Annotated in this window: 21 protein-coding genes and 1 pseudogene; 13 read left to right on the top strand and 9 right to left on the bottom strand. The window is 62.5% G+C overall.

What is annotated here, in order from left to right:
* Positions 1-14 precede the first annotated feature (14 nt).
* Positions 15-677, bottom strand: coding sequence for a hypothetical protein (locus tag JQ624_RS07250; RefSeq protein ID WP_249129482.1), 663 nt, complete (start codon positions 675-677; stop codon positions 15-17).
* 873 nt (positions 678-1,550) lie between these two features.
* Here JQ624_RS07250 and JQ624_RS07245 point away from each other — a divergent pair.
* The 9 genes and pseudogenes from JQ624_RS07245 (at position 1,551) to JQ624_RS07205 (ending at position 9,351) form a co-directional block, all read left to right on the top strand.
* Complete coding sequence (locus tag JQ624_RS07245) at positions 1,551-1,817, top strand: hypothetical protein (protein ID WP_212418149.1); 267 nt, start codon at positions 1,551-1,553, stop codon at positions 1,815-1,817.
* 290 nt (positions 1,818-2,107) lie between these two features.
* A pseudogene (locus JQ624_RS39680) lies at positions 2,108-2,218 on the top strand (PEP-CTERM sorting domain-containing protein); the annotation flags it as partial.
* A gap of 155 nt (positions 2,219-2,373) precedes the next feature.
* Positions 2,374-2,634: a hypothetical protein gene (locus tag JQ624_RS07235; protein WP_212418147.1), complete on the top strand. Its 261-nt coding sequence runs from the start codon at positions 2,374-2,376 to the stop codon at positions 2,632-2,634.
* A gap of 439 nt (positions 2,635-3,073) precedes the next feature.
* A complete protein-coding gene (locus JQ624_RS07230; protein WP_212418146.1) occupies positions 3,074-4,306 on the top strand; it encodes a Zn-dependent hydrolase in 1,233 nt (410 codons plus the stop codon).
* Positions 4,307-4,324: 18 nt separating this feature from the next.
* On the top strand, positions 4,325-5,539 hold the full coding sequence (locus JQ624_RS07225) for an MFS transporter (RefSeq protein WP_212418145.1): 1,215 nt from the start codon (positions 4,325-4,327) through the stop codon (positions 5,537-5,539).
* A gap of 114 nt (positions 5,540-5,653) precedes the next feature.
* On the top strand, positions 5,654-6,691 hold the full coding sequence (locus tag JQ624_RS07220; protein WP_212418144.1) for a PrsW family glutamic-type intramembrane protease: 1,038 nt from the start codon (positions 5,654-5,656) through the stop codon (positions 6,689-6,691).
* Between the two features lie 117 nt (positions 6,692-6,808).
* Entirely contained in the window at positions 6,809-7,393 is a 585-nt protein-coding gene (locus JQ624_RS07215) for an HdeD family acid-resistance protein (protein ID WP_212418143.1), read from the top strand.
* Positions 7,394-7,611: 218 nt separating this feature from the next.
* Complete coding sequence (locus JQ624_RS07210) at positions 7,612-8,700, top strand: 3-deoxy-7-phosphoheptulonate synthase (protein WP_212418142.1); 1,089 nt, start codon at positions 7,612-7,614, stop codon at positions 8,698-8,700.
* A 300-nt stretch (positions 8,701-9,000) separates the two neighbouring features.
* The gene (locus JQ624_RS07205) at positions 9,001-9,351 is read left to right on the top strand and encodes a hypothetical protein (protein ID WP_212418141.1); all 351 of its coding nucleotides are present in this window, start codon (positions 9,001-9,003) and stop codon (positions 9,349-9,351) included.
* 44 nt (positions 9,352-9,395) lie between these two features.
* On the opposite strand, the gene JQ624_RS07200 is transcribed toward JQ624_RS07205, so the two are convergent.
* From JQ624_RS07200 to epmA, 5 genes are read right to left on the bottom strand one after another with little or no spacing between them, the layout of a single operon-like run.
* Complete coding sequence (locus JQ624_RS07200; RefSeq protein WP_249129480.1) at positions 9,396-9,758, bottom strand: TonB-dependent receptor plug domain-containing protein; 363 nt, start codon at positions 9,756-9,758, stop codon at positions 9,396-9,398.
* Between the two features lie 52 nt (positions 9,759-9,810).
* Positions 9,811-10,056 (bottom strand): hypothetical protein, encoded by a 246-nt coding sequence (locus JQ624_RS07195; protein ID WP_212418140.1) that lies wholly within the window; start codon positions 10,054-10,056, stop codon positions 9,811-9,813.
* Between the two features lie 28 nt (positions 10,057-10,084).
* Positions 10,085-10,291 carry a hypothetical protein gene (locus JQ624_RS07190; RefSeq protein ID WP_212418139.1) on the bottom strand — a complete coding sequence of 69 codons (207 nt, stop codon included), beginning with the start codon at positions 10,289-10,291 and terminating at the stop codon, positions 10,085-10,087.
* A gap of 6 nt (positions 10,292-10,297) precedes the next feature.
* Positions 10,298-11,389: a lysine-2,3-aminomutase-like protein gene (locus JQ624_RS07185; RefSeq protein ID WP_212418138.1), complete on the bottom strand. Its 1,092-nt coding sequence runs from the start codon at positions 11,387-11,389 to the stop codon at positions 10,298-10,300.
* Positions 11,386-12,438, bottom strand: coding sequence for an EF-P lysine aminoacylase EpmA (gene epmA, locus JQ624_RS07180; RefSeq protein WP_212418211.1), 1,053 nt, complete (start codon positions 12,436-12,438; stop codon positions 11,386-11,388). The genes JQ624_RS07185 and epmA overlap by 4 nt, the downstream gene beginning before the upstream one ends.
* Before the next feature lie 257 nt (positions 12,439-12,695).
* Here epmA and JQ624_RS07175 point away from each other — a divergent pair, with 257 nt between their 5' ends.
* The 3 genes from JQ624_RS07175 to JQ624_RS07165 all read left to right on the top strand — a co-directional run bounded on the left by JQ624_RS07175 (position 12,696) and on the right by JQ624_RS07165 (position 15,773).
* Positions 12,696-13,418: a hypothetical protein gene (locus JQ624_RS07175; RefSeq protein WP_212418137.1), complete on the top strand. Its 723-nt coding sequence runs from the start codon at positions 12,696-12,698 to the stop codon at positions 13,416-13,418.
* A 166-nt stretch (positions 13,419-13,584) separates the two neighbouring features.
* Positions 13,585-14,151 carry an elongation factor P gene (efp, locus tag JQ624_RS07170; protein WP_212418136.1) on the top strand — a complete coding sequence of 189 codons (567 nt, stop codon included), beginning with the start codon at positions 13,585-13,587 and terminating at the stop codon, positions 14,149-14,151.
* Between the two features lie 68 nt (positions 14,152-14,219).
* Positions 14,220-15,773 carry a M23 family peptidase gene (locus tag JQ624_RS07165; protein WP_212418210.1) on the top strand — a complete coding sequence of 518 codons (1,554 nt, stop codon included), beginning with the start codon at positions 14,220-14,222 and terminating at the stop codon, positions 15,771-15,773.
* Between the two features lie 3 nt (positions 15,774-15,776).
* Here the strand turns inward: JQ624_RS07165 and JQ624_RS07160 are convergent, their stop codons facing one another.
* On the bottom strand, positions 15,777-16,256 hold the full coding sequence (locus tag JQ624_RS07160; RefSeq protein ID WP_212418135.1) for a carboxymuconolactone decarboxylase family protein: 480 nt from the start codon (positions 16,254-16,256) through the stop codon (positions 15,777-15,779).
* 164 nt (positions 16,257-16,420) lie between these two features.
* On the opposite strand from JQ624_RS07160, the gene JQ624_RS07155 reads away from it, so the two are divergent.
* Complete coding sequence (locus JQ624_RS07155) at positions 16,421-17,656, top strand: lytic murein transglycosylase (protein WP_212418134.1); 1,236 nt, start codon at positions 16,421-16,423, stop codon at positions 17,654-17,656.
* Between the two features lie 47 nt (positions 17,657-17,703).
* On the opposite strand, the gene JQ624_RS07150 is transcribed toward JQ624_RS07155, so the two are convergent.
* On the bottom strand, positions 17,704-18,195 hold the full coding sequence (locus tag JQ624_RS07150) for a hypothetical protein (RefSeq protein ID WP_212418133.1): 492 nt from the start codon (positions 18,193-18,195) through the stop codon (positions 17,704-17,706).
* A gap of 23 nt (positions 18,196-18,218) precedes the next feature.
* Entirely contained in the window at positions 18,219-19,028 is an 810-nt protein-coding gene (locus JQ624_RS07145) for an SDR family NAD(P)-dependent oxidoreductase (RefSeq protein WP_212418132.1), read from the bottom strand.
* Positions 19,029-19,044: the final 16 nt, after the last annotated feature.

The following is a 19,044-nucleotide window of genomic DNA, read 5'->3' as shown; positions in this document are numbered from 1 at the left end:
CGCTTTCTCGTTCTTCAGCCTTCTGGGGTTGGCGTGGTAGCTGGGAGACTCAGGGGGGCTCCTCCAAGAGAAATAGGTCCCACAGGTTTAGGCTGCCGAGCCATCCTCTTGTGCACGGCTCGGGACAGCCGGTTACGAGCGTGCCTTGTTGGAATGGAGGAAGTTACTTCCGGGGTTATTGCTTTTTGCAGCGAGTCGACCTTCGCTATAAGCGTGACAATCTGAGCAGACATCTTCTTCACGTCTGCATGTTCATCCGTTATCTGAGCGGATATTTTCTTCACGTCGACGTGCTCATCCACGACGCTCTGTCTTAGAGAAGCAAGCGTAATTGAACCCTGCTGAAGAAGATCGGTGTTTTGCTGCAATAAGAAGCTGTTCTCTTGCAGCGAGGCAACGTGTTGCTGCTGGGCCGACTGAATATCCTTCAATGCGGCGACAGCCGGATCCAGTATTGAATCGGAAGCTTTCTGGTGCGGAAGCAGTTCGGCCAGACTGCTGATATCAGGCAGAGCAAGATCGGAAGGCGACAGTGTATAGACGGCCGCAGTAGTGTTTATTCCAAGAGCGAACACCGCAAACGCCAGGATCGATTTCCGGCTCGATTTCCTGGTCGGTGCCGTCGATTCGGGTTGTTCGGTTTGGCTCTGCTTTTCCAATGTATTGGTCACGTGCATCAACCCCAAATGAGCGAACAAAAAAAGAGCCGTCGCCGGACCGTCCCTCGCGACGGCTCCTTTACGCGGCACCCAACTAGAACTGCCCAAGATAATAGGCTGATGAGATTAATTCGGCGTTAGCGCCTCAGTCGTCTGGCATGAGCCGCAAGCCATCGCCGGTTGCGCTTTCTATTGGCGCCGCAGGCGATCTCCGGCGGCAAAACGCTGACGTTCTTTTCAAGGTAGAATAGCAGGAATAAATACACAGTCTTCCTGATCCTAGTGCGGTCGGGCTTCCTTGCAGTGGGGCCTCGATGCCGCGCGGTCTCGGTGCCGCGCGGTCGTTTGCGATATCGTGTGCCGGCACGCCGAGTGAACGTCCGCACCCGGTCAGGAGCGCAAGGCATCCAGATCCGAACGCGGTGAAGCAGCTTGTGGGGAAGAGCAACGCCAACTGCGCTTTGGAATTCCCTGTCGGGGACGAGATCAACCGGTTTGCCGTTTGAGGCAAATTCGCGCATGCATTGATACGCAGCGTCTATTTCGGTCCTTGGCAAACCAATCGTGCGGTCGAGGACGCGCTTCGCGTCTTTCCCCGCACGTGATAATTCCGAGCTTCGGGCGCTCATTTAATACACATTGAATATCGTCCCCAATTAAATTGCGCCACGGATTTGCAAGCACAAATGCAGCCGCAGCGAGTGCTTCAAATAAAGGTGCGGCGCGGATACGACACAACCTTCGATCGATTAAATTAATTTACTGCGCGGTATGGCGGTAAGGTTAAATCGCTTTACCAAGTTTTAATGAATGGATACATTCGGGAAAAGCTGGCATATCAAGCCAGCCGATAAAGTTATTGCGAATTCCAGTACTGGCAGGAGTACGACCATGATTAAATCACGCAGAATATTGGCAGCCGCATTAATATCAGCCGCTGTTCTCTCGTTGGCCTCTGCCGCGCGAGCTGACTTCATCCTTGATCTGACGCCGGTCGGTCAGACCGTGAATCTCGCCAACGGCTCGTTTGCGGCAAACACCACCTTCTTTGGTACCTCCGGGTCCGAAACGATCGACTTCATGGCGAACGTCGCCGTCGATACCGCGAGCGGCACCGCGTCCATCAATGCGACCACCAGCGCTCCCCCCGGCCCGTGACCACTCCAATTAACACCTTGTGGATTACGCCAGAGGACGGAACCGCATTTAACCTGTTTTCGTTCCGCGGCGCGGTCTTCGGTAATGATGACCAACAAATCAAGGTGACGATCACCGACCAGTTCGACTCGGTCTTTCAGTTCCTCATCACGGATAATGGCGACTTCACACGCATCGGTTTCGAAGCGAAAGCGGGAACGGGTGAACTCATCAAGACAATTCGAATCGATGGACTGGGAGCAGGTTTTGATTACTTCAAGCAGTTGGGCTTCGGATATCAGCAGGATGTCGTAACGGGTGTTCCCGAAGCGTCGACCTGGGCCATGATGCTGCTCGGCTTCCTCGGCGTTGGCTTCCTGGCCTATCGACGCAAGAACCAAGGCCACATTCGCCTCGCCTAAGTCCCGCATGACGTCGCGTTGTTTGCTGTGGGCAGGCCGCCGTTCCGGCTGCCTGCCCACGGTCAACAAGTTCTGATGCGTTGCGTGCACCGCCTGATGCACACGCCCTCCGGTCCTGGAGCCTCGTCCTGGCAGCCTCGTCTTGGGAGCATCGTATGGCTCGAGATCCCCGCGCGAAAGAATTGGCTAATCTGAAACAGGCGCTCGCGAACTTCGAGCATCAGCTCGATGCATTTGAAGCCCGGGCCGGATACCCATCGAAGGCATCTCAAGTTCATTGTCTGGCCTCGACCGATTCTCATTTGGCATTGACCAATCCTCAAATTGCGTTTGCCAATGAGGTCGTCGCCGCCATGAAGAACCGCCTGACCGAAGGCCGCGCCATGGTCGCTATGCGGCGAGGCGAACTCTCCTAACGCCGCCAACGCGGATTTCCATTACGCCTGCAGCAAGGCCTTTCGGTTCGCGCGCGAGCGGCGGCCGACGACCGGCCGAAACGGCGGCCGAGGCGCTGCCACGGCGTTGGGCCATTCCCTGCTCGCGCCCCGCATTTTCCGCTCGCAAAACGCGAACTATTTCTTTGATGCAATTGAGCGATCGAATTATCCTCCCGCAAGGGCGCGAACCCTCTCACACGCTTGCGAGAAAATGCGCGGCTACACGCTAAAGGAGAAAGCGAAGATAACAGGTGGCGCGGTGGCGGCGCTCGTCATCGTGGCATGGCTTGCAGTCATCGCATTGGCGCTGCTGTCGGAAGGATAGATCAGGCGGCGACTTTCCCGGAACTTTGTTCTATTCCGGACACATCAGGAACTTTGTTCTACCCCGGAGAACTACGGACCGATATGTGAATCCATGGCTGATGATAATCTCTCACGCGCCGATGGCGCCCGCGTCCTCGCCGATCTTCACGCGTTGCGTGCGATCGGCACTTACAAGACCGGCGTTCACAAGCCGACGTTTTCGGAACCGCATCTGCGTTCCCTGCAGTGGCTGGTGCAGCGCCTTCCCGACGCCGGACTCACGGGCGGGATCGACGGCATCGGCAACATCCTCGGCACCAGCACGAAACCCGGGCCGAAATTATTGGCGGGGTCGCATCTCGAAAGCCAGAACCACGCGGGCTGGCTCGATGGGCCGCTCGGCGTGGTCTATGCGCTCGAAGCCGCCCGCGTCATCAATCGCGATCCGAATACAAACGGCGCGGTCGAAGTTGCGTCCTGGTGCGACGAGGAAGGGCATTTCGGACACTTCCTCGGCAGCCGATCCTATGTCGGCGGCGTCACCGAAGCTGATATCGACGCGGCACGCGACCGCAATGGCAAGAGCATGCGTGACGCGCTGCGCGAGGCCGGTCTCGCCGGCCGCGCCCGCGCCCGGTGCGAACGCGGGCGGCATATCGGATATCTCGAAGCCCATATCGAACAGGGCGAGACGCTCGAAAGCAGCGGCCTCAAAATTGGGGTAGTCACGTCCATCGTCGGGATCTGGCAATACCGCATCACCTTCACGGGCGAACAAAACCACGCCGGTACCACGCGGATGGCCATCCGCAAGGACGCCGGCCTCGCGCTCGCCAGATTTTGCGTCGCTGTCGACGATCGCTTCCCCGCCGCCTGCGGCCCCCGCACGGTGTGGACCACCGGCCGCATCACCCTCGATCCCGGCGCGCCGAGTATCATCCCGGGAGCCGCGGAAATGCTGTTCCAGATTCGCGACGACAATCCGGCCGTGATTGCGCGGCTGGAGGATCTCCTGCGCAGCATGGCCGCGGAGGTCGACAAACAGGGCCGCTGCAGCGTCGCCGTGGAACGCATTCGCACCGGCACGCCCGCGCTGATGGATGTCTCCTTCCAGCAGGCCATCGAACAAGCCAGCGCAGCCTGTGCCGGCGGCAGGTCACTCCGCATGCCGAGCGGCGCCGGTCACGACGCCCAGGTCCTCGCGACCGTCATGCCGGCGGGCATGCTGTTCGTGCCCTCGATCGGCGGCATCTCTCACCACTGGACCGAGAACACCGCCGACGCCGACATCGTCACGGGGGCCGAGGTCTTTGTCGAAGCGTGCCGGCGGCTGTTGGCGCGATGAGACGGCGCGCAGGGCGACATGGCTGCTGAAGCAAGGCCGACCTATTCGATCAGGGATATTCCACCGAGCGTATGGGTCCTCGGCTTCGTCTCGATGCTGATGGATGTCTCGTCGGAGATGATCCACGCCCTGCTGCCGATCTACCTGGTGTCGGTGCTTGGCGCATCGATGGTGACGGTCGGAATCATCGAAGGCATCGCCGAGGCGACCGCCTCCATTACGAAAATATTCTCCGGCGCGCTTTCAGACCGGCTCGGCGAGCGCAAATGGCTCGCAGCCTTCGGCTACGGTCTGGCGGCTTTCACCAAGCCGGTCTTTCCGCTGGCGCCAACGGTTGCCTGGCTGGTGGCGGCGCGTTTCGTCGACCGGATCGGCAAGGGCATCCGTGGCGCCCCCCGTGACGCACTGGTGGCAGACCTCTCGCCGGCCGATCTGCGCGGCGCGAGCTTCGGGCTGCGCCAATCGCTCGACACGGTCGGCGCCTTCACAGGCCCCTTGCTCGCCATCGCCCTGATGTGGTGGACATCAGACAACTTCAAGGCCGTGTTCTGGTTTGCCGTGCTTCCCGCCTTCCTGGCGCTGGCCCTGATCGTCTTCGCCGTGCGTGAACCGGAGCGGCCGAGAGAGCTGCGCGCCGTGCGTAATCCGATCAGCCTGGCCGAGATCAAAAACCTGGGGGCCGCCTATTGGTGGGTGGTGGCGGTGGCGAGCGTCTTCACGCTGGCGCGCTTCAGCGAGGCATTCCTGGTTCTGCGCGCCACGAATGTAGGGTTGCCGATCATGCTCGCGCCCGCCGTGCTGGTGGCGATGAATGTCGTCTATGCCGTCGCGGCCTATCCCGCCGGCGTCATCTCGGATCGCATCAGCCGCACGGCCGTGCTGGCGGTCGGCATTCTGTTGCTGGTTGCCGCTGACATCGCGTTGGCCCTGCTGCCGTCGGTCGGCGGCGTTGCGCTGGGCGTCGTTCTGTGGGGCCTGCATATGGGGCTGACGCAAGGGTTACTGGCCGCGCTCGTGGCGGATACCGCGCCGGCCGAGTTGCGCGGCACGGCCTATGGATTCTTCAACCTGCTCGGCGGCCTGGCTATGCTCGCAGCCAGCGTCATTGCCGGCGCGCTCTGGGATGTCACCGGGCCGCAGGGCACGTTCCTGGCCGGCGCCGGCTTCGCGCTGGTCGCGCTGGCGGGATTGCTGATGGTCCATGGCAAGATCGGCGGCAAGGCCGCCGCGTAGCCCCAGGAGGCCCGGATTTCAAATTGTTCTTGGCGACAACGAGTCGCGTTCTGGTTTCTTGCAAACAACTGAATTTGCGGCCATTTGGGCACCTGACGAGGTAAAGTTCCCGACATGTTGTTGCTGCAGGCCCTCCCCACATCGATCGGCGTTGCCGCCATTGCGCCGGCGTTGCTGGTGCTCTGGCTCGTCATTGCCGCCGACGAGCGCCCGGGCCCGCCCACGCGGGTATGGCTCGCTTTCCTGCTCGGGGCTGCCAGCATTTCTCTCCTGGGAATTGCGCGGGCCCCGTTTGCCGCGATCCTCGCGGTGCCGGGAAACCCCTGGATGACGCAGGGCCTGCGCTCGGTCTTCGGCGTCGCCGCCCCCGAAGAGATCGTGAAGGTCCTCGTGATCATTGCGGTATCGGTGCGGCGGCGTGCGTTTGCCGACCCGATGGATACCGTGGTCTACGGCGCGGCGGCGGGCCTCGGCTTCGCGGCTTACGAAAACCTCGCTTATCTCGTGCAGCACGCCGACATGTGGCGTTCGCTGGCCGCGTTGCGCAGCGTGCTGACGGTGCCGTTTCACGGCGCGCTCGGCATTATCGCAGGCGCCTATATCGCGATCGCGCGCGCGGGAACGGCGCTGGGCGCGCATCGGCATCATCGCGACTGGGCCCGGATTTCAAGTTGGTGCCTGGCGCTGTTCGCGCCGGTCGCGCTGCATGCCGCATTCGATTTTCCGCTGCTGACATTGCAGAAACATGCCGATCTCGGCCCCACCACGCGAATGCTGCTCGGGGCGGCAAGCCTGCTGATCGGCTTCAGCTCGATTGGATTTGCCATACGGCTGGTGCGGCGCGTCGGCCGCCACCATGCGCCGCGCACCGAGATCGCGCGTGAGCGGCTGAGCCAGTTGCGGCGGATGTGGGCCCTGCTGCTGGTGGGCAGCGGCGCCGGCTTCGCCGGGGCTGCTTTCGTGCTGACCTCGCTCCATCACTGGTTCGTCAATCCCGAGCGCAACGCGTCGCTGCTTCTGATTCCGCTCGGCCTGACCTCCATTCTGATAGGCTTGGGGTTGTTGCTGGCGACGGCGGCGGTTTATGTATTTGGCCGCAACCGCATCAGGACGTCCTCGGAAGGATTTTCGTCCGCGCCCGAGCCGGGCTGAATGTCATCCTTCCGTCGTTGATCTCGCTCAAAAAGGTCCGCGAACAAATTTTACCCGCAGACGGCGCACCAGCTATATTGGGCACGCCATCGGCGCGGCAGGCATCGGGAGTTTCCAATGACCCTTCCCCAGGATATCCCCCCGGACATCGGCAAACTGCAGTCCGAAATGAACGCTGTGGTGAAGGCGCATTGGAAAGCCTTCCTGTTCGAAGGCATCGTGCTCGCCCTGCTCGGCCTGGCTGCGATGATCGTGCCGCCGCTGGCAAGCCTCGCCGTCGCCATCTTCCTCGGCTGGATGTTCCTGATCAGCGGCGTTGCCGGGCTGTTCGCCACCTACTGGGCGCGGCAGATGCCGGGCTTCTGGTGGTCGCTGTTTTCGGCGGCGCTGGCCGTTCTGGCCGGCGGTATCCTGCTGGCAAAGCCCGTGGAGGGCGTCCTCACGCTCACGATCGTGGTCGGCGCCTATTTTCTGGCCGAAGGCGTCGTTACCATCATGTACGCGCTGGAGCACCGCCGCGAATTGTCGGAACGCTGGTCCTGGCTGCTGATCTCGGGCGTGATGGATCTCGTGATCGCATTCATCATCGTAACCGGGCTGCCGGGTTCGGCGGAATGGGCAATCGGCCTCCTGGTCGGGATCAATCTCGTGCTCGGCGGCGCGTCGCTGGTCGGCATGGCGCTCGCCGCGCGCAAATCCTGACGCCGATTATGGGATGACAAGCCCGGACGGGTGCGCTATAGAGCCCGCCATGATCATGATCGCCGCCAACAGCTTTTGGTATTTTAGCTACGACAGCTCGCTGGCGGTGGGAGGATCGCGCTCAATCTGACGAATTGAAGCCAAGAAGTCCGAACAGCCGCCAAACCTGGCGGCTTTTTTATTGGCCGGCAGGTTCCCAACGAACAGGAGCCACTGCCGTGTTGAGCACCACCGACGACCTTCGAATTAGCGAACTGAAAGAGCTGAGTACGCCGCAGGAGGTGATGCGTGAGATACCGCGCACCTTGACCGCGACGCGTGTGGTGATGGCGGCGCGCAACGCCATCCACGCCATCCTGAACGGCACCGACGACCGCCTGCTGGTCGTCGTCGGTCCCTGCTCGGTGCACGATCCCGTTGCCGCCGTGGAGTACGCCGAGCGCCTCGCCGCTCTTCGCGAACAGCTTGCCGACCGCCTCGAGATCGTGATGCGGGTCTATTTCGAGAAGCCGCGCACGACGGTCGGATGGAAGGGGCTGATCAATGATCCCAACCTCGACGGCAGCTTCGATATCAACAGGGGCCTGCGGCTGGCGCGCAACGTGCTGTCAGCGGTGAACAATCTCGGCCTGCCCGCCGGGACCGAATTCCTCGACATGACGACGCCGCAATACATTGCCGACCTGATGGCATGGGCGGCGATCGGCGCGCGCACCACCGAGAGCCAGATCCACCGCGAGCTGGCGTCGGGGCTGTCGTGCCCGGTCGGCTTCAAGAACGGCACCGACGGCAATGTCCGCATCGCAGCCGATGCCGTGAAGTCGGCCTCGCACCCGCACCATTTCATGGCGGTGACCAAGGGCGGCCGCTCGGCGATTGCGGCAACCACCGGCAACGAGGACTGCCACATCATCCTGCGCGGCGGCCACCAGCCGAACTATGGCCGGGAAAGCGTCGATGCCGCGTGCCTCGAATTGGCCCGTGCCGGCGTGGCGCCGCGGCTCATGATCGACACCAGCCACGCCAACAGCAACAAGAAGCCGGAAAACCAGCCGCTGGTCGTAACCGACATCGCGCAGCAGATCGCGAACGGCGAGCAGCGCATCACCGGCGTCATGATCGAGAGCAATCTGGTCGCCGGCCGCCAGGACGTGGTGCCCGGCAAGCCGCTGACATATGGGCAGAGCATCACCGACGGCTGTATCGACTGGGAGACGACGGTGTCCGCGCTGAACGTGCTGGCCGATGCGGTGGCGACGCGAAGGAATGCGCAGTCGCGCAATGTCCCGGAGGAGCGTTCGGCCTAGCCGCCAGTCGAATGATGGTGAAGCAGGGCACGCCATCGGCGCGCCCTGCTTCCGTTTCAATGAAGCTGCGCCCTCGATCCGGTGCGCGGACGCATAAATCCGGATTACTTCTCATGCAAATGGATGATTACCCGTAACAAGCACCGTCGTACGCTTGGCAAGAATCGACCAGCCTGTGGTGTACCTCACATGAAGAAATCGTGCGCCGAAATATACGTTGCTGCCAAGGTCAGGCCCGTCACCAAGCCGTAGCGGCCGCGGGGCCGGGCAACTCAAACAACGCTATTTTGGAATCGCGCAATGACGCCAAGGATTGTGAACAGCTTTGCCCCGGTCATTCGATTGCTGTTAACCGCAGCTCTGCTTGTCCCAAATTTGGCATATGCCGCTGACCGGGATCGCGTTCAATTTTGCTGGGCTATGGGAAAGCACGACCACACGATCTACTTCGCAGAAATCGAGAATCGCGAGGATCGTCAGGCAAGCTTCGATGCGCTGCTCGAGATTTCAGGCATAGATCACCACGCGGTGAAATGCAGCACCTCGGATTTAGCAATGCATCGTTTGGCGCGCGCAGCGCTATTCAAGAATTGGCGAGAGTCCGAGTTCGAAATCGTAAACACCACATTCCTGTCGGATCTTGATTACTAGCTGCGGTGACGAGATCGAAAGCGACCGGAGCAAGGCCGCTTCTCTTATCTTCCAACCGTCACACCCGCGGTTGAACGCAAGGCGTCCCTGACGCTGGTGGCCTTCATGTCGTCGAGCACGTCCCGCGTCAGGACGGTGGTTTGCCCGGGAATGTTGAGGATCGGTTCGGTCGCACGCGGCGACGAAAGGCGATTGGCCTTGTAAGGTGCCCCTGGGTCGACATAGGGATCGCGGTCGGCTGCCGGCGTCCGAACGGCATTTTGTTTCGCAGGCCGGGTTGCCTTGAGCGCATCCATGGACTGAGAAGCGCTGGCCCATCCCTGAACGGACGCCAGCGCATGGCGCGGCCGTCCGGCCGCGGCGGCGAATGCGCCGTCACACAAGCAGACGGCAGCGACCGCGATCATTCGCAACGTTGCAGCGGGCAGGCGACCTCCCGTGTCAGTGATGAGTAGTGCCCTAGCAGCCGCGGCAGATGCTCTTGATCTTGCGGTCGAGCGCGGCGTTTTCCTTGCTCAGCGGATCGTTCGGGTCGCTCAGGTTCTTCTCGCTGGGCACATCGCTGGCGCGCGGCTGCCGATGACCGACCGGCGCCTGAGGCAGCGGCTTGTCCGAATTCTTCGAAACGGACGACGAGCCCTGTGCGAACGCGTCCGGGCCGCCGATTAGAACCATCAGCGCCATCGAGAGGATTATTTTTCGCATGCTGGTTCTCCCGTCCTTCTGTTTATTCCTACCGCACCGGCGCGTCGATCGTTGCGCAATTGCGGCGTCCCTGGGCAGCGCAGTCCTGCGCCTTTCGTACATCGGCCATGGTGCTGAGCAACCAGATTCCGGCGGCCACCAGCACCACGAAGAAGCCGAGCATCACGGCGTTTTCGATGCCGCGATTGCCCTCATCTTCCGGCGGCTCCCGTTTCCCCTCGCCGTCCTCCGTCATCGCAGGTCACGGCTCTGGCGGGTAGAGGTGAACGTCGCCGCAATAGTCGACGATACGATACCGCGTTTCCAAGGATAGATCATATTCCCTGGAACCTGCATGCGACAAATAATTCGGGCCAATCGGCGCCTTTCCGTGGCCGCCGGGAATATCGAGCACATAATCCGGCTGGCACAGGCCCGAGACGCGGCCCCGCAAACGGCGCATCAGTTCCTGGCCCTCCGCGATCGTGGTGCGCAGATGCGACGTCCCCGGCGCCAGATCGCCATGATGCAGGTAATAGGGCTTGATCCGGTTTTCGACGAAGGCCCGCATCAGCGCTTCCAGGACAGCCGCATCGTCATTGACGCCGCGGAGCAGCACCGTCTGGCTGACCAGCGGAATGCCGGCATCTGCCAGCCGCGCGCAGGCGGCCCGCGCCTCGCCCGACAATTCGCGCGGATGATTGGCATGAACGGCGATCCAGGTCGTCGCGCCGTCAACGCGCAACGCTTCGATCATGTCGCCATCGATGCGCGCCGGCGCCGCCACGGGCACGCGGGTGTGGATGCGGACGATCCTGACGTGATCGAGACTTGCGAGGTCTGTCATGATCTCGGCCAGCCGCCGTGGCGACAACATCAGCGGATCGCCGCCGGTCAGGATGACTTCCCAGATTTCCGTGTGCTTGCGGATATAGTCCAGCGCGTCGCGATAGGCGTCCTCTGACAGCGCCGTTGCCTTGCCCGGCCCGACCATCTCGCGGCGAAAGCAGAACCGGCAGTACACCGCGCAGACATGCACCAGCTTGAACAGCACGCGATCGGGATAGCGGTGGACGATGCCGGGAACGGGCGAATGCGCGTCGTCGCCGATCGGATCGGCGTTTTCGCCTGCTACGCTCACCAGTTCGAGCGCGCTCGGAATGAATTGCCGCGCGATCGGATCGTCAGGGTTTTCCGTGTCGATCAGCCCGGCGATATCGGGCGTCACGGCAATCGCATAGCGCGCGGCGACCCGTTCGAGGTCGGCGAGGTCGGTCACCTTCGCCAACCCGCGCTCGACGAGCTCGGCGGGCTGCCGCAGCGTGGCCGCCAGTTTCGGATCTATCCTGTTCATGTCTCTCCTGCCGGTGGCGTCCACACCACCTGATCGACCCGCAGCGCGCCGCTGGCCAGCATCACCAGCCGGTCGAAACCGAGCGCGACACCGCTTGACGGCGGCATCGCGGCAACCGCTGCGAGAAAATCCTCGTCGAGCGGATAGCGCTCGCCGTAGCGCCGTTGTTTCTCGTCCATGTCAGCGGCGAAACGGCGGCGCTGCTCGGCCGCGTCGGTCAGTTCGCCGAACCCGTTGGCAAGCTCGACGCCGCAGGCATAGACCTCGAACCGTTCGGCGACGCGCGGATCGGCCGCCTTCGTCCGCGCCAATGCGGCCTCCGGCGCCGGATATTCGAACAAGACAGTCAAACGCCCCTGCCCCAGGTTCGGTTCGACATGCTCGACCAGCACCTTGCTGAAAATGTCCGACCAGGTGTCGTCATCCGTGACCCGCACCCGCGCGCTCGCCGCCGCCGCCAGCGCCACGCGATCGCCCTCGCCATTCGCGATCGTGGCCAACAGATCGATCCCGGCAAAGCGCTCGAATGCCGCCGCCACCGTCAGCAGTTCCGGTTCGGCGAAGGGATCGGCCGTTCTGCCCCGGAACGAAAACCGGCCGATTCCGGTCGCCTGCGCCGCATGCGCGATCACGACGACGGTGTCGGCCATCACAGCGTCATAGCTTGCCTCGGCGCGGTACCATTCCAGCATCGTGAATTCGGGCAAATGCAGATCGCCGCGCTCGCGATCGCGGAACACGCGCGCGAACTCGAATATTTTGGCTTCACCGGCGGCGAGCAGTTTCTTCGCGGCGAACTCCGGCGAAGTCCGCAAATAGCGCGTCACGCGCGTGCCGTCGCCGCTGGTCAGCTCGGTTCGCGGGGCATGCAGATGCGTCTCGTTGCCCGGCGATACCTGGAGGATGGCGCTCTCGACCTCGGAAAAACCCTGCTCGTCGAACCAGGCCCGCACCGCCCTCGTGATCGCAGCTCGCGCCAGCAGGAACGGCTTTCGATCGGCGTGCCGCGCGGGCGACCACCATGGCGACGGCTGGTCGGCCCCGACCATCAGCAGCGGTCCTTGCCCAGCCACGGCGCACTCTCCGCAGAGCCCAAACAGGCATTCAAGGAATCGGCAAATACCATTGAAATTGTTCGACTTTCTCTATGATGCCACCATAGGGCGGCAACGTCCCGCGCTTTATCCATCCTGTCATGGCGAAACCCGCCCGCCTTGTCCATTCCGCCCGATAGCCGAGGCCCGAGTGCTGAACCTTGTGGCCGGCTCAGCCGTCCAATGGCCAGAATTTGCAACAGGATATGGGCATGTCTGGCGGTTGGCTGGGAAGAACTGCAATCCTTTTGTTAATGGCACTGGTCACGGTGGCGCCGGCCAGCGCGGACAGTCCCGGCCGAAAATTCAAGCGTTTGGCGGACGAGGCCTTCACCTCTCCCGATGGTCAGGTCCGTATCGAGCAATATTCGAGGAAGTCGGATGACGACGTCGTCTACCAGTTCTGGTCGTTCGACCGGAAACGGCGCGGCTCGCTTCTCAATCCCAGGGAGGACAGCGATCTCGCCGGATACCCCGCCGGGTTCCGGTTCAGCCCCAACAGCCAATGGCTGGTGCGCATGCAAAAGCTCGGCGCGGGCTATCACACGTTGTTCCTGTATCGGCGGAGCGGCCATCAATTTGCGTCCGCTACCGCAAAGCCCCTGGGCGACCTGGCTTGGGACTATTTCTACAGCCAGCCGATCGCCAAAGAAATCAATCGGGATCCCAAGGACCACGACTCGCTCAATCACGCGCAGGTGCATCTGCTCAAAGGACTGGACGAGAACTACGCCTGGCTGGGACAGCATTGGCCCGACAGCCGCTATCTCGTGATCAGCCTCACCTTCGACGCCCAGGGCGAAGATAAGCCCTTACCCTGGGTCGAGGGCTGGCGTTGCGCCTACGACATGAAGACCGGGCAGTTCTCGATCCCTCCTGATTTCGCCGACCACAATGCCAAGGCGGTCAAGTTACCGGACCGGCGCACTCAATAGGCGGCCGGAATCGGACCGTTATGGCCTCAGTCTGTCCGTCCGAAATGGCGGTAAAACACTGGCATCGACGGGCAAAATCAGTATGTTGCAGCCCGAAACCGCCCGATTTGGCCCCTTGGACACGATGTCCGGATTGGCCAGAGGCCAGAAATTCAGGAAAACAGCTTTGAAAGTCATCGCCAGTTCTATTCGCAAGGGCAACATCATCGAGCAGGACGGCCGGCTTTACGTCGTCCTGACCGCCGAAAACATCCATCCCGGCAAGGGAACTCCGGTCAGCCAGATCGAAATGCGCCGGATTGGCGATGGCGTGAAGATTTCGGAACGCTACAAGACCACCGACCAGGTCGAGAAGGCGACCGTCGAGGATCACAATTACAATTACCTGTATGAAGATGCCGACGGCTTCCATTTCATGAATGCCGAGACCTACGACCAGGTCCAGGTCTCCAAGGAAATCGTCGGTTCGGCCGCGCCCTATCTGCAGGAGAACATGACGGTGAAGCTGTCGCTTCACGACATGAATCCGGTCGCGATCCAGCTGCCGCAGCGCGCGACCCTGGAAGTTGTGGAGACCGAGCCGGTCACCAAGGGTCAGACCGCGTCTTCCTCCTACAAGCCTGCTATCCTCTCCAATGGCGTGCGCACCGCAGTGCCGCCGCATATCGGAACGGGAACGCGGATCGTGGTCATGACCGAGGATGGCTCTTACGTCGAGCGCGCGAAGGATTAAGACCGCGCATTAGATTGCGGGGCACGCCGGGGGGCGATGCATTGAATACCAGGGCTGTCCGCTTGCTCATGCGTTGGCTGGCAGCCCTTTGTTTGCTCGCAGCCGGGCTCACTGCAGCCGCCGCCGAAGAGTTCAGGACGCCGTCGATCACGGCCGTCCGCGTCGAATGGCGGGCGGTTGTCGATCAGCTCCGCACCGAGATCGGCACCCGGCCCGCGATCGCTTCCCGATTTACATTTGCCGGCCAGCGGCGGGTGCCGGCATGGGATCCGCGCTCGACGCCCGCGCTGGTGCAACTGAACGCCATCAACGCAAGCACGTTCGCCGGGATCGGACGCAGCCCGGTGCCGGTGCTGTTGCCGTTCGATACGGCAGGCTACCTCGAAGACCAGGCCGACGGCACACCGCTTCCGCTGTCGCGCTACCAGGCCGATTTCCGCCCCGCAGACCTGTTTCACGCCGGTCCGGCCGGCTACGACGCGGTGTTTTCGCTGCACCCCGGCGCAGGCGGCTCGCGGACCTTCGCCAAGCCGGTCGAAGTGCAGATCACCGGCTCGATCCTCGTCTACGACCTCGCCGATCCGCTTGGCGGCAAGGGTGAGCCGGTCAAGGCGCTGGCGGCGCAATTCCCGGACATGCGCCGCTTCATCCGTGAAGGCTATGTGCGCTACGCCTTCACGCGCTTCGGCGTGCCCTATGTGGTGTCGATCCAGTGCCTCGACTCGACGCCGCGGCCTCGGCGGCTGGCCTGCCGCGAGGCCTATCCCATTGCCGAGCGCTTCCTGAAAGCCTTGCGCATCGCGGGCGGACAACCGTCGCAGCCGCGCCACGACATTCCGCCCGAGATCGCTGAACGTCCGACGGCGGTTTCGCCCGACTTCACCTATTACCCGGGCGGCGACATCATCGCCCGCAGCAGCGTGCGCCGGCGCGGCGGACGCGCCGATTTTGCCGCCTATTCGCAAATCCGTTTTCCGCTCGAGAAAGCCCCGGCCGCCATTCGCTCGCAATCCTTCGGCAGGAAAAATTCCGAGGCGGGCCGCAGCGTCTATCCGTGGCGGGACAATTTTTGCGAAGCGCGCAGCTTCCAGGTCGGGCAATGCGCCGCCGGCTTCGGGCATCAGGGCCAGGACATCCGCCCCGCCCCCTGCCCGCCGAACAGCAACAGCGAAAGCAGTTGCCATCCGAGGAAGCAGGCCGTCGTGGCCGTCCGCGACGGCATCCTGATCCGTGCACCAAAGCAGGAGGCGGCAACGCTGCAGATCAACACAAGCAACGAGCACATCCGCTTTCGCTACATGCACATGAACCCGTCAGCCATGGATGCGGACGGCATTCTCAACGGGCGCCGGGTCGCTGAGGGCGAAAAGATCGGCATGGTCTCCAACTATCTCGATTTCCCGAACGGCACCTCGTACCACCTTCACTTCGACGTGCAGGTGTTCACGCGCGACGGCTGGATCTGGGTCAACCCCTACACCACCCTGATCGCGTCCTATGAACGGCTGATCCGCGGCCGCGGCCGCGAGATCGGCACCGATCCTCCGGCTGTCGCCGCCGTGGTGCAAGCGTTGCCGGAGGATGTGCTTCGGCACAATGCCCGGGAAGGCCGCGAGAACTAATCGCTAGGAAGCCGCCGCCCCGACGGCCGTCTTCCGCGCCGGCGGCGTCCAGCGAAACGCCGCGCCGAACCGGTTCCAAACATTGATCGAGGCCACCGCCGACGTGAGATAGGCGAGCTCCTTCTCCGAAAACTCCGCACTCGCCTCTGCATAGACCTCGTCACTGACGCCCTCACTGAGCAAGGTCAGCGCTTCCGTCCAGGCCAGTGCCGCGCGCTCGCGCGGCGAGAACTGCGGCGCCTCGCGCCAGACCACCACCAGATTGAGTTTATCGGTGGGCACGCCGAGCTTCTCGCCCTCCAGGATGTGATACTGCACGCAGAAGGCGCAGCCATTGATCTGCGAGGCGCGCAGCTTGATCAGTTCGAGCAGTTGCTTGTCCATGCCCGCCTTGCCCGCGACCTGGCCGAGCGCCAGCACGGCCGCGTAGGCGTCAGGTGTCAGCGCCATGAAATCCCTGTATTCGCTGCGGGCGTGTGACATGCTTTCTACCTTCTGTTGTCGGTACTTTCTTGATTATAAGAGACACCCGCACCCCGTCCATGGCCAAGCGTTCCGGCAAAATTGCCACGCATTCTGCCGGAATCGCCGGTTCCCGCGGCGTCATGGCTTTTGGCGCGGGCCCGCCGCGCCGCTAGAATGCCGGCATGAAACAGCCTGATTCCCCTGTTGCTCCCACCCGCCGCGCCCTGCTGCGAGGCGGCCTCGGCGCCGGCGCCCTGCTCGCGACGGGGCTTCCCGCGTTCGCGGCAGCGCCACCCGGCTTCGACGCGTGGCGCGACAATTTTCGTTCGCGCGCACTTGCAAAAGGCATTTCGGACGCGACCTGGACGCGGGTGATGGGCCGCATCGAGCCCGACATGAGCGTGTTCCGGCAGATGCAGAAGCAGCCGGAATTCCACGAGCAGATCTGGCAATACATCAACCGCCGCGTCTCGGACTGGCGCATCATCAACGGCCGCGAAGCGTTGAAGAAGCACGAGGCGCTGTTCGCGCGGATCGAGCAGGATTTCGGCGTCGAGCGCGGCACGCTGCTGGCGCTGTGGGGCGTTGAATCAGCCTATGGCGATCCGCTGGTGCAGCAGAACCATATGCGGCCGATTTTCCCGGCGCTCGCCGCACTGGCCTGGAACGAGCCGCGCCGCCGCAGCTATTGGGAAACCGAGCTGATCAACGCGCTGAAAATCGTCGACCGCGGCTGGGGCACGCCGGAGGAAATGCGGGGATCCTGGGCCGGCGCGATGGGTCACACACAATGGATGCCGGAAGTCTGGCTCAATGTCGGCATGGACTACGACAAGGACGGCCGGGTCTCGCCGTTCGGCAAGCCCGACGATGCGCTCGGCTCCAGCGCGCGCTATCTGCTCAACCGCGGCAAGTATCACCGCGGCGAACACTGGGGCTATGAAGTGCGCGCGTCCGGCGGATCTTCGAGCGGCAGCCGGACCTACGCGGCATGGGCCAGCGCCGGCGTGACGCGCGCTGACGGAAAACCGTTCCCGCAGCCGAACGCCTCGGCGCAGATGTGGGTGCCGGTCTCGGGCGGCCCGGCGTTCCTGTTGGGCCCGAATTTCTATTCGGTGAAAAGCTACAACCCGTCAATGAACTACGCACTGGCGATCTGCCATCTCGGCGACCGCATTCTGGGCGCACCGCCCTTCATCCAGCCCTTCCCCGGCTCCGAACGCACGCTGACACTTGCGGAAGTGCAGGAGTTGCAGACGCGGCTGACAAAGGCGGGCTTCGACACCGGCGGCACCGACGGCCGTGTCGGCAACGACACCATGAAAGCGGTGAAGGACTATCAGGCCAAGATGGGACTCTTGCCGGCCGACGGCTACGGCGGGCTGAAGGTGCTGGCGCGGTTGAGGCAGGGAGGCTAACCCGCCGTCATAGCGGGCGTCAGCAATCGCAGAACAGAAATCATCGTTCAATTAGACCATACGCTCTCCGCATGCTCCAAAAGATATTGGTTAGCGGGACCGATCTCGTCCCAAGACATACGCCGGATATGTGAGAGAAACGCAGACAGTGCCGCCCGCTGATCCAGCGAAGCAATTCCAGAGAACTCGGACCACCATTGCCCACGCGGCACGTGATATTTATTGTCAGGAATTATCCCTTCGAGAGCAAGCTCGACAAATCCAATATCCTGAGACACACCCACAATGATTGAAGGGACGTAGTACATGAAGGTCCCGGGCTCCAAATAACGTCTGGCCAAAACGGGCGACGTTCCGGTCATCCTCCAATCCATGAGAGTAACTTCTGTCCACGGGCGCCCCAATAGTCTGCTTCTGAGTTCCTGGGGTATATCGAGATCAAGCGAGTCTTTCCCCTGCCTCCAAAAGAATTGAGCGGGCACCGGTTCTGCTGGAAAGGCGGTTCTGATGAGGTCCAAAAACTCCACGCTCTGCGTCATGGTGTGTCCTCCAATGAGATGGCTCACACCCTGCGTGCGACCCCACCCGCATTCATCCCGCCATCGATGACAAGCTCGGTCCCCGTCACGTAACGCGACGCATCCGACGCCAGATACAGCACACCCTGCGCGATCTCTTCAGCATGGCCGGCACGTCCCAACGGCGTTGCCATTTTCGCCCGCTCCTCCGGATCGATCGGTGCGTTCTGCCCGGCGCCTGCCGCCTCGGTCGGTATCTTGCCCCAGATCGGCGTGTCGATGATGCCAGGATGCACCGAGTTGACGCGGATGCCGTCGCCGAAGGTGGCGCATTCCATCGCGATCGCTTTCGCGAACAGCCGCACGCCGCCCTTGGTCGCGCAATAGCCGGAAAGACCGGCCGCGCCGCGCAGGCCCGCGAGCGACGACATCATGATGACGGAGCCGCCGCCGGTCTTGCGCATCGCCGGCAGGCAGTGCTTCACGGATAAAAACACGCCGTCGAGATTGATCGCGGTTTGCCGCCGCCAGTCTTCCAGCGACATTTCGGTAATCGACGGCACCGAGATGCCGATGCCGGCATTCGAGACCAGCACGTCCAGCCGCCCGTAGCGTTTCATGACCTCGGCCACGACCTCGATCCAGCGCTCTTCGCTGGTGACGTCGTGATGCCAAAAGCTCGCCTCCCCACCGGCCTTCTTGATCCGCGCGACGACTTCGGGGCCCTTCAAATCGTCGACATCGGTCACCGCAATTGAGGCGCCCTCGCGCGCCAGCAATTCGCAAACCGCTTCGCCAATGCCCGATGCGCCGCCCGTCACCAATGCGACCTTGCCCTGAACCTGTCCCGTCATTTCTTCTCCCATTGTT

It is taken from the genome of Bradyrhizobium sp. AUGA SZCCT0283, from assembly GCF_018130385.1.
In the GTDB taxonomy this organism is placed as follows: domain Bacteria; phylum Pseudomonadota; class Alphaproteobacteria; order Rhizobiales; family Xanthobacteraceae; genus Bradyrhizobium.
The sequence above is the reverse complement of the archived record's forward strand: the minus strand, read 5'-3'. Positions and strand labels throughout refer to the sequence as shown.

Coding starts and splice junctions, on each gene's coding strand:
- JQ624_RS07200 (WP_249129480.1), bottom strand. CDS start 9,758: ATGATCGCGGTCGCTGCCGTCTGCTTGTGTGACGGCGCATTCGCCGCC.
- JQ624_RS07230 (WP_212418146.1), top strand. CDS start 3,074: ATGGCTGATGATAATCTCTCACGCGCCGATGGCGCCCGCGTCCTCGCC.
- JQ624_RS07165 (WP_212418210.1), top strand. CDS start 14,220: ATGCGTTGGCTGGCAGCCCTTTGTTTGCTCGCAGCCGGGCTCACTGCA.
- JQ624_RS07235 (WP_212418147.1), top strand. CDS start 2,374: ATGGCTCGAGATCCCCGCGCGAAAGAATTGGCTAATCTGAAACAGGCG.
- JQ624_RS07225 (WP_212418145.1), top strand. CDS start 4,325: ATGGCTGCTGAAGCAAGGCCGACCTATTCGATCAGGGATATTCCACCG.
- JQ624_RS07215 (WP_212418143.1), top strand. CDS start 6,809: ATGACCCTTCCCCAGGATATCCCCCCGGACATCGGCAAACTGCAGTCC.
- epmA (WP_212418211.1), bottom strand. CDS start 12,438: ATGGTCGGGGCCGACCAGCCGTCGCCATGGTGGTCGCCCGCGCGGCAC.
- JQ624_RS07190 (WP_212418139.1), bottom strand. CDS start 10,291: ATGACGGAGGACGGCGAGGGGAAACGGGAGCCGCCGGAAGATGAGGGC.
- JQ624_RS07250 (WP_249129482.1), bottom strand. CDS start 677: ATGCACGTGACCAATACATTGGAAAAGCAGAGCCAAACCGAACAACCC.
- JQ624_RS07145 (WP_212418132.1), bottom strand. CDS start 19,028: ATGACGGGACAGGTTCAGGGCAAGGTCGCATTGGTGACGGGCGGCGCA.
- JQ624_RS07205 (WP_212418141.1), top strand. CDS start 9,001: ATGACGCCAAGGATTGTGAACAGCTTTGCCCCGGTCATTCGATTGCTG.
- JQ624_RS07220 (WP_212418144.1), top strand. CDS start 5,654: ATGTTGTTGCTGCAGGCCCTCCCCACATCGATCGGCGTTGCCGCCATT.
- JQ624_RS07195 (WP_212418140.1), bottom strand. CDS start 10,056: ATGCGAAAAATAATCCTCTCGATGGCGCTGATGGTTCTAATCGGCGGC.
- JQ624_RS07175 (WP_212418137.1), top strand. CDS start 12,696: ATGTCTGGCGGTTGGCTGGGAAGAACTGCAATCCTTTTGTTAATGGCA.
- JQ624_RS07185 (WP_212418138.1), bottom strand. CDS start 11,389: ATGAACAGGATAGATCCGAAACTGGCGGCCACGCTGCGGCAGCCCGCC.
- JQ624_RS07160 (WP_212418135.1), bottom strand. CDS start 16,256: ATGTCACACGCCCGCAGCGAATACAGGGATTTCATGGCGCTGACACCT.
- JQ624_RS07155 (WP_212418134.1), top strand. CDS start 16,421: ATGAAACAGCCTGATTCCCCTGTTGCTCCCACCCGCCGCGCCCTGCTG.
- JQ624_RS07245 (WP_212418149.1), top strand. CDS start 1,551: ATGATTAAATCACGCAGAATATTGGCAGCCGCATTAATATCAGCCGCT.
- JQ624_RS07150 (WP_212418133.1), bottom strand. CDS start 18,195: ATGACGCAGAGCGTGGAGTTTTTGGACCTCATCAGAACCGCCTTTCCA.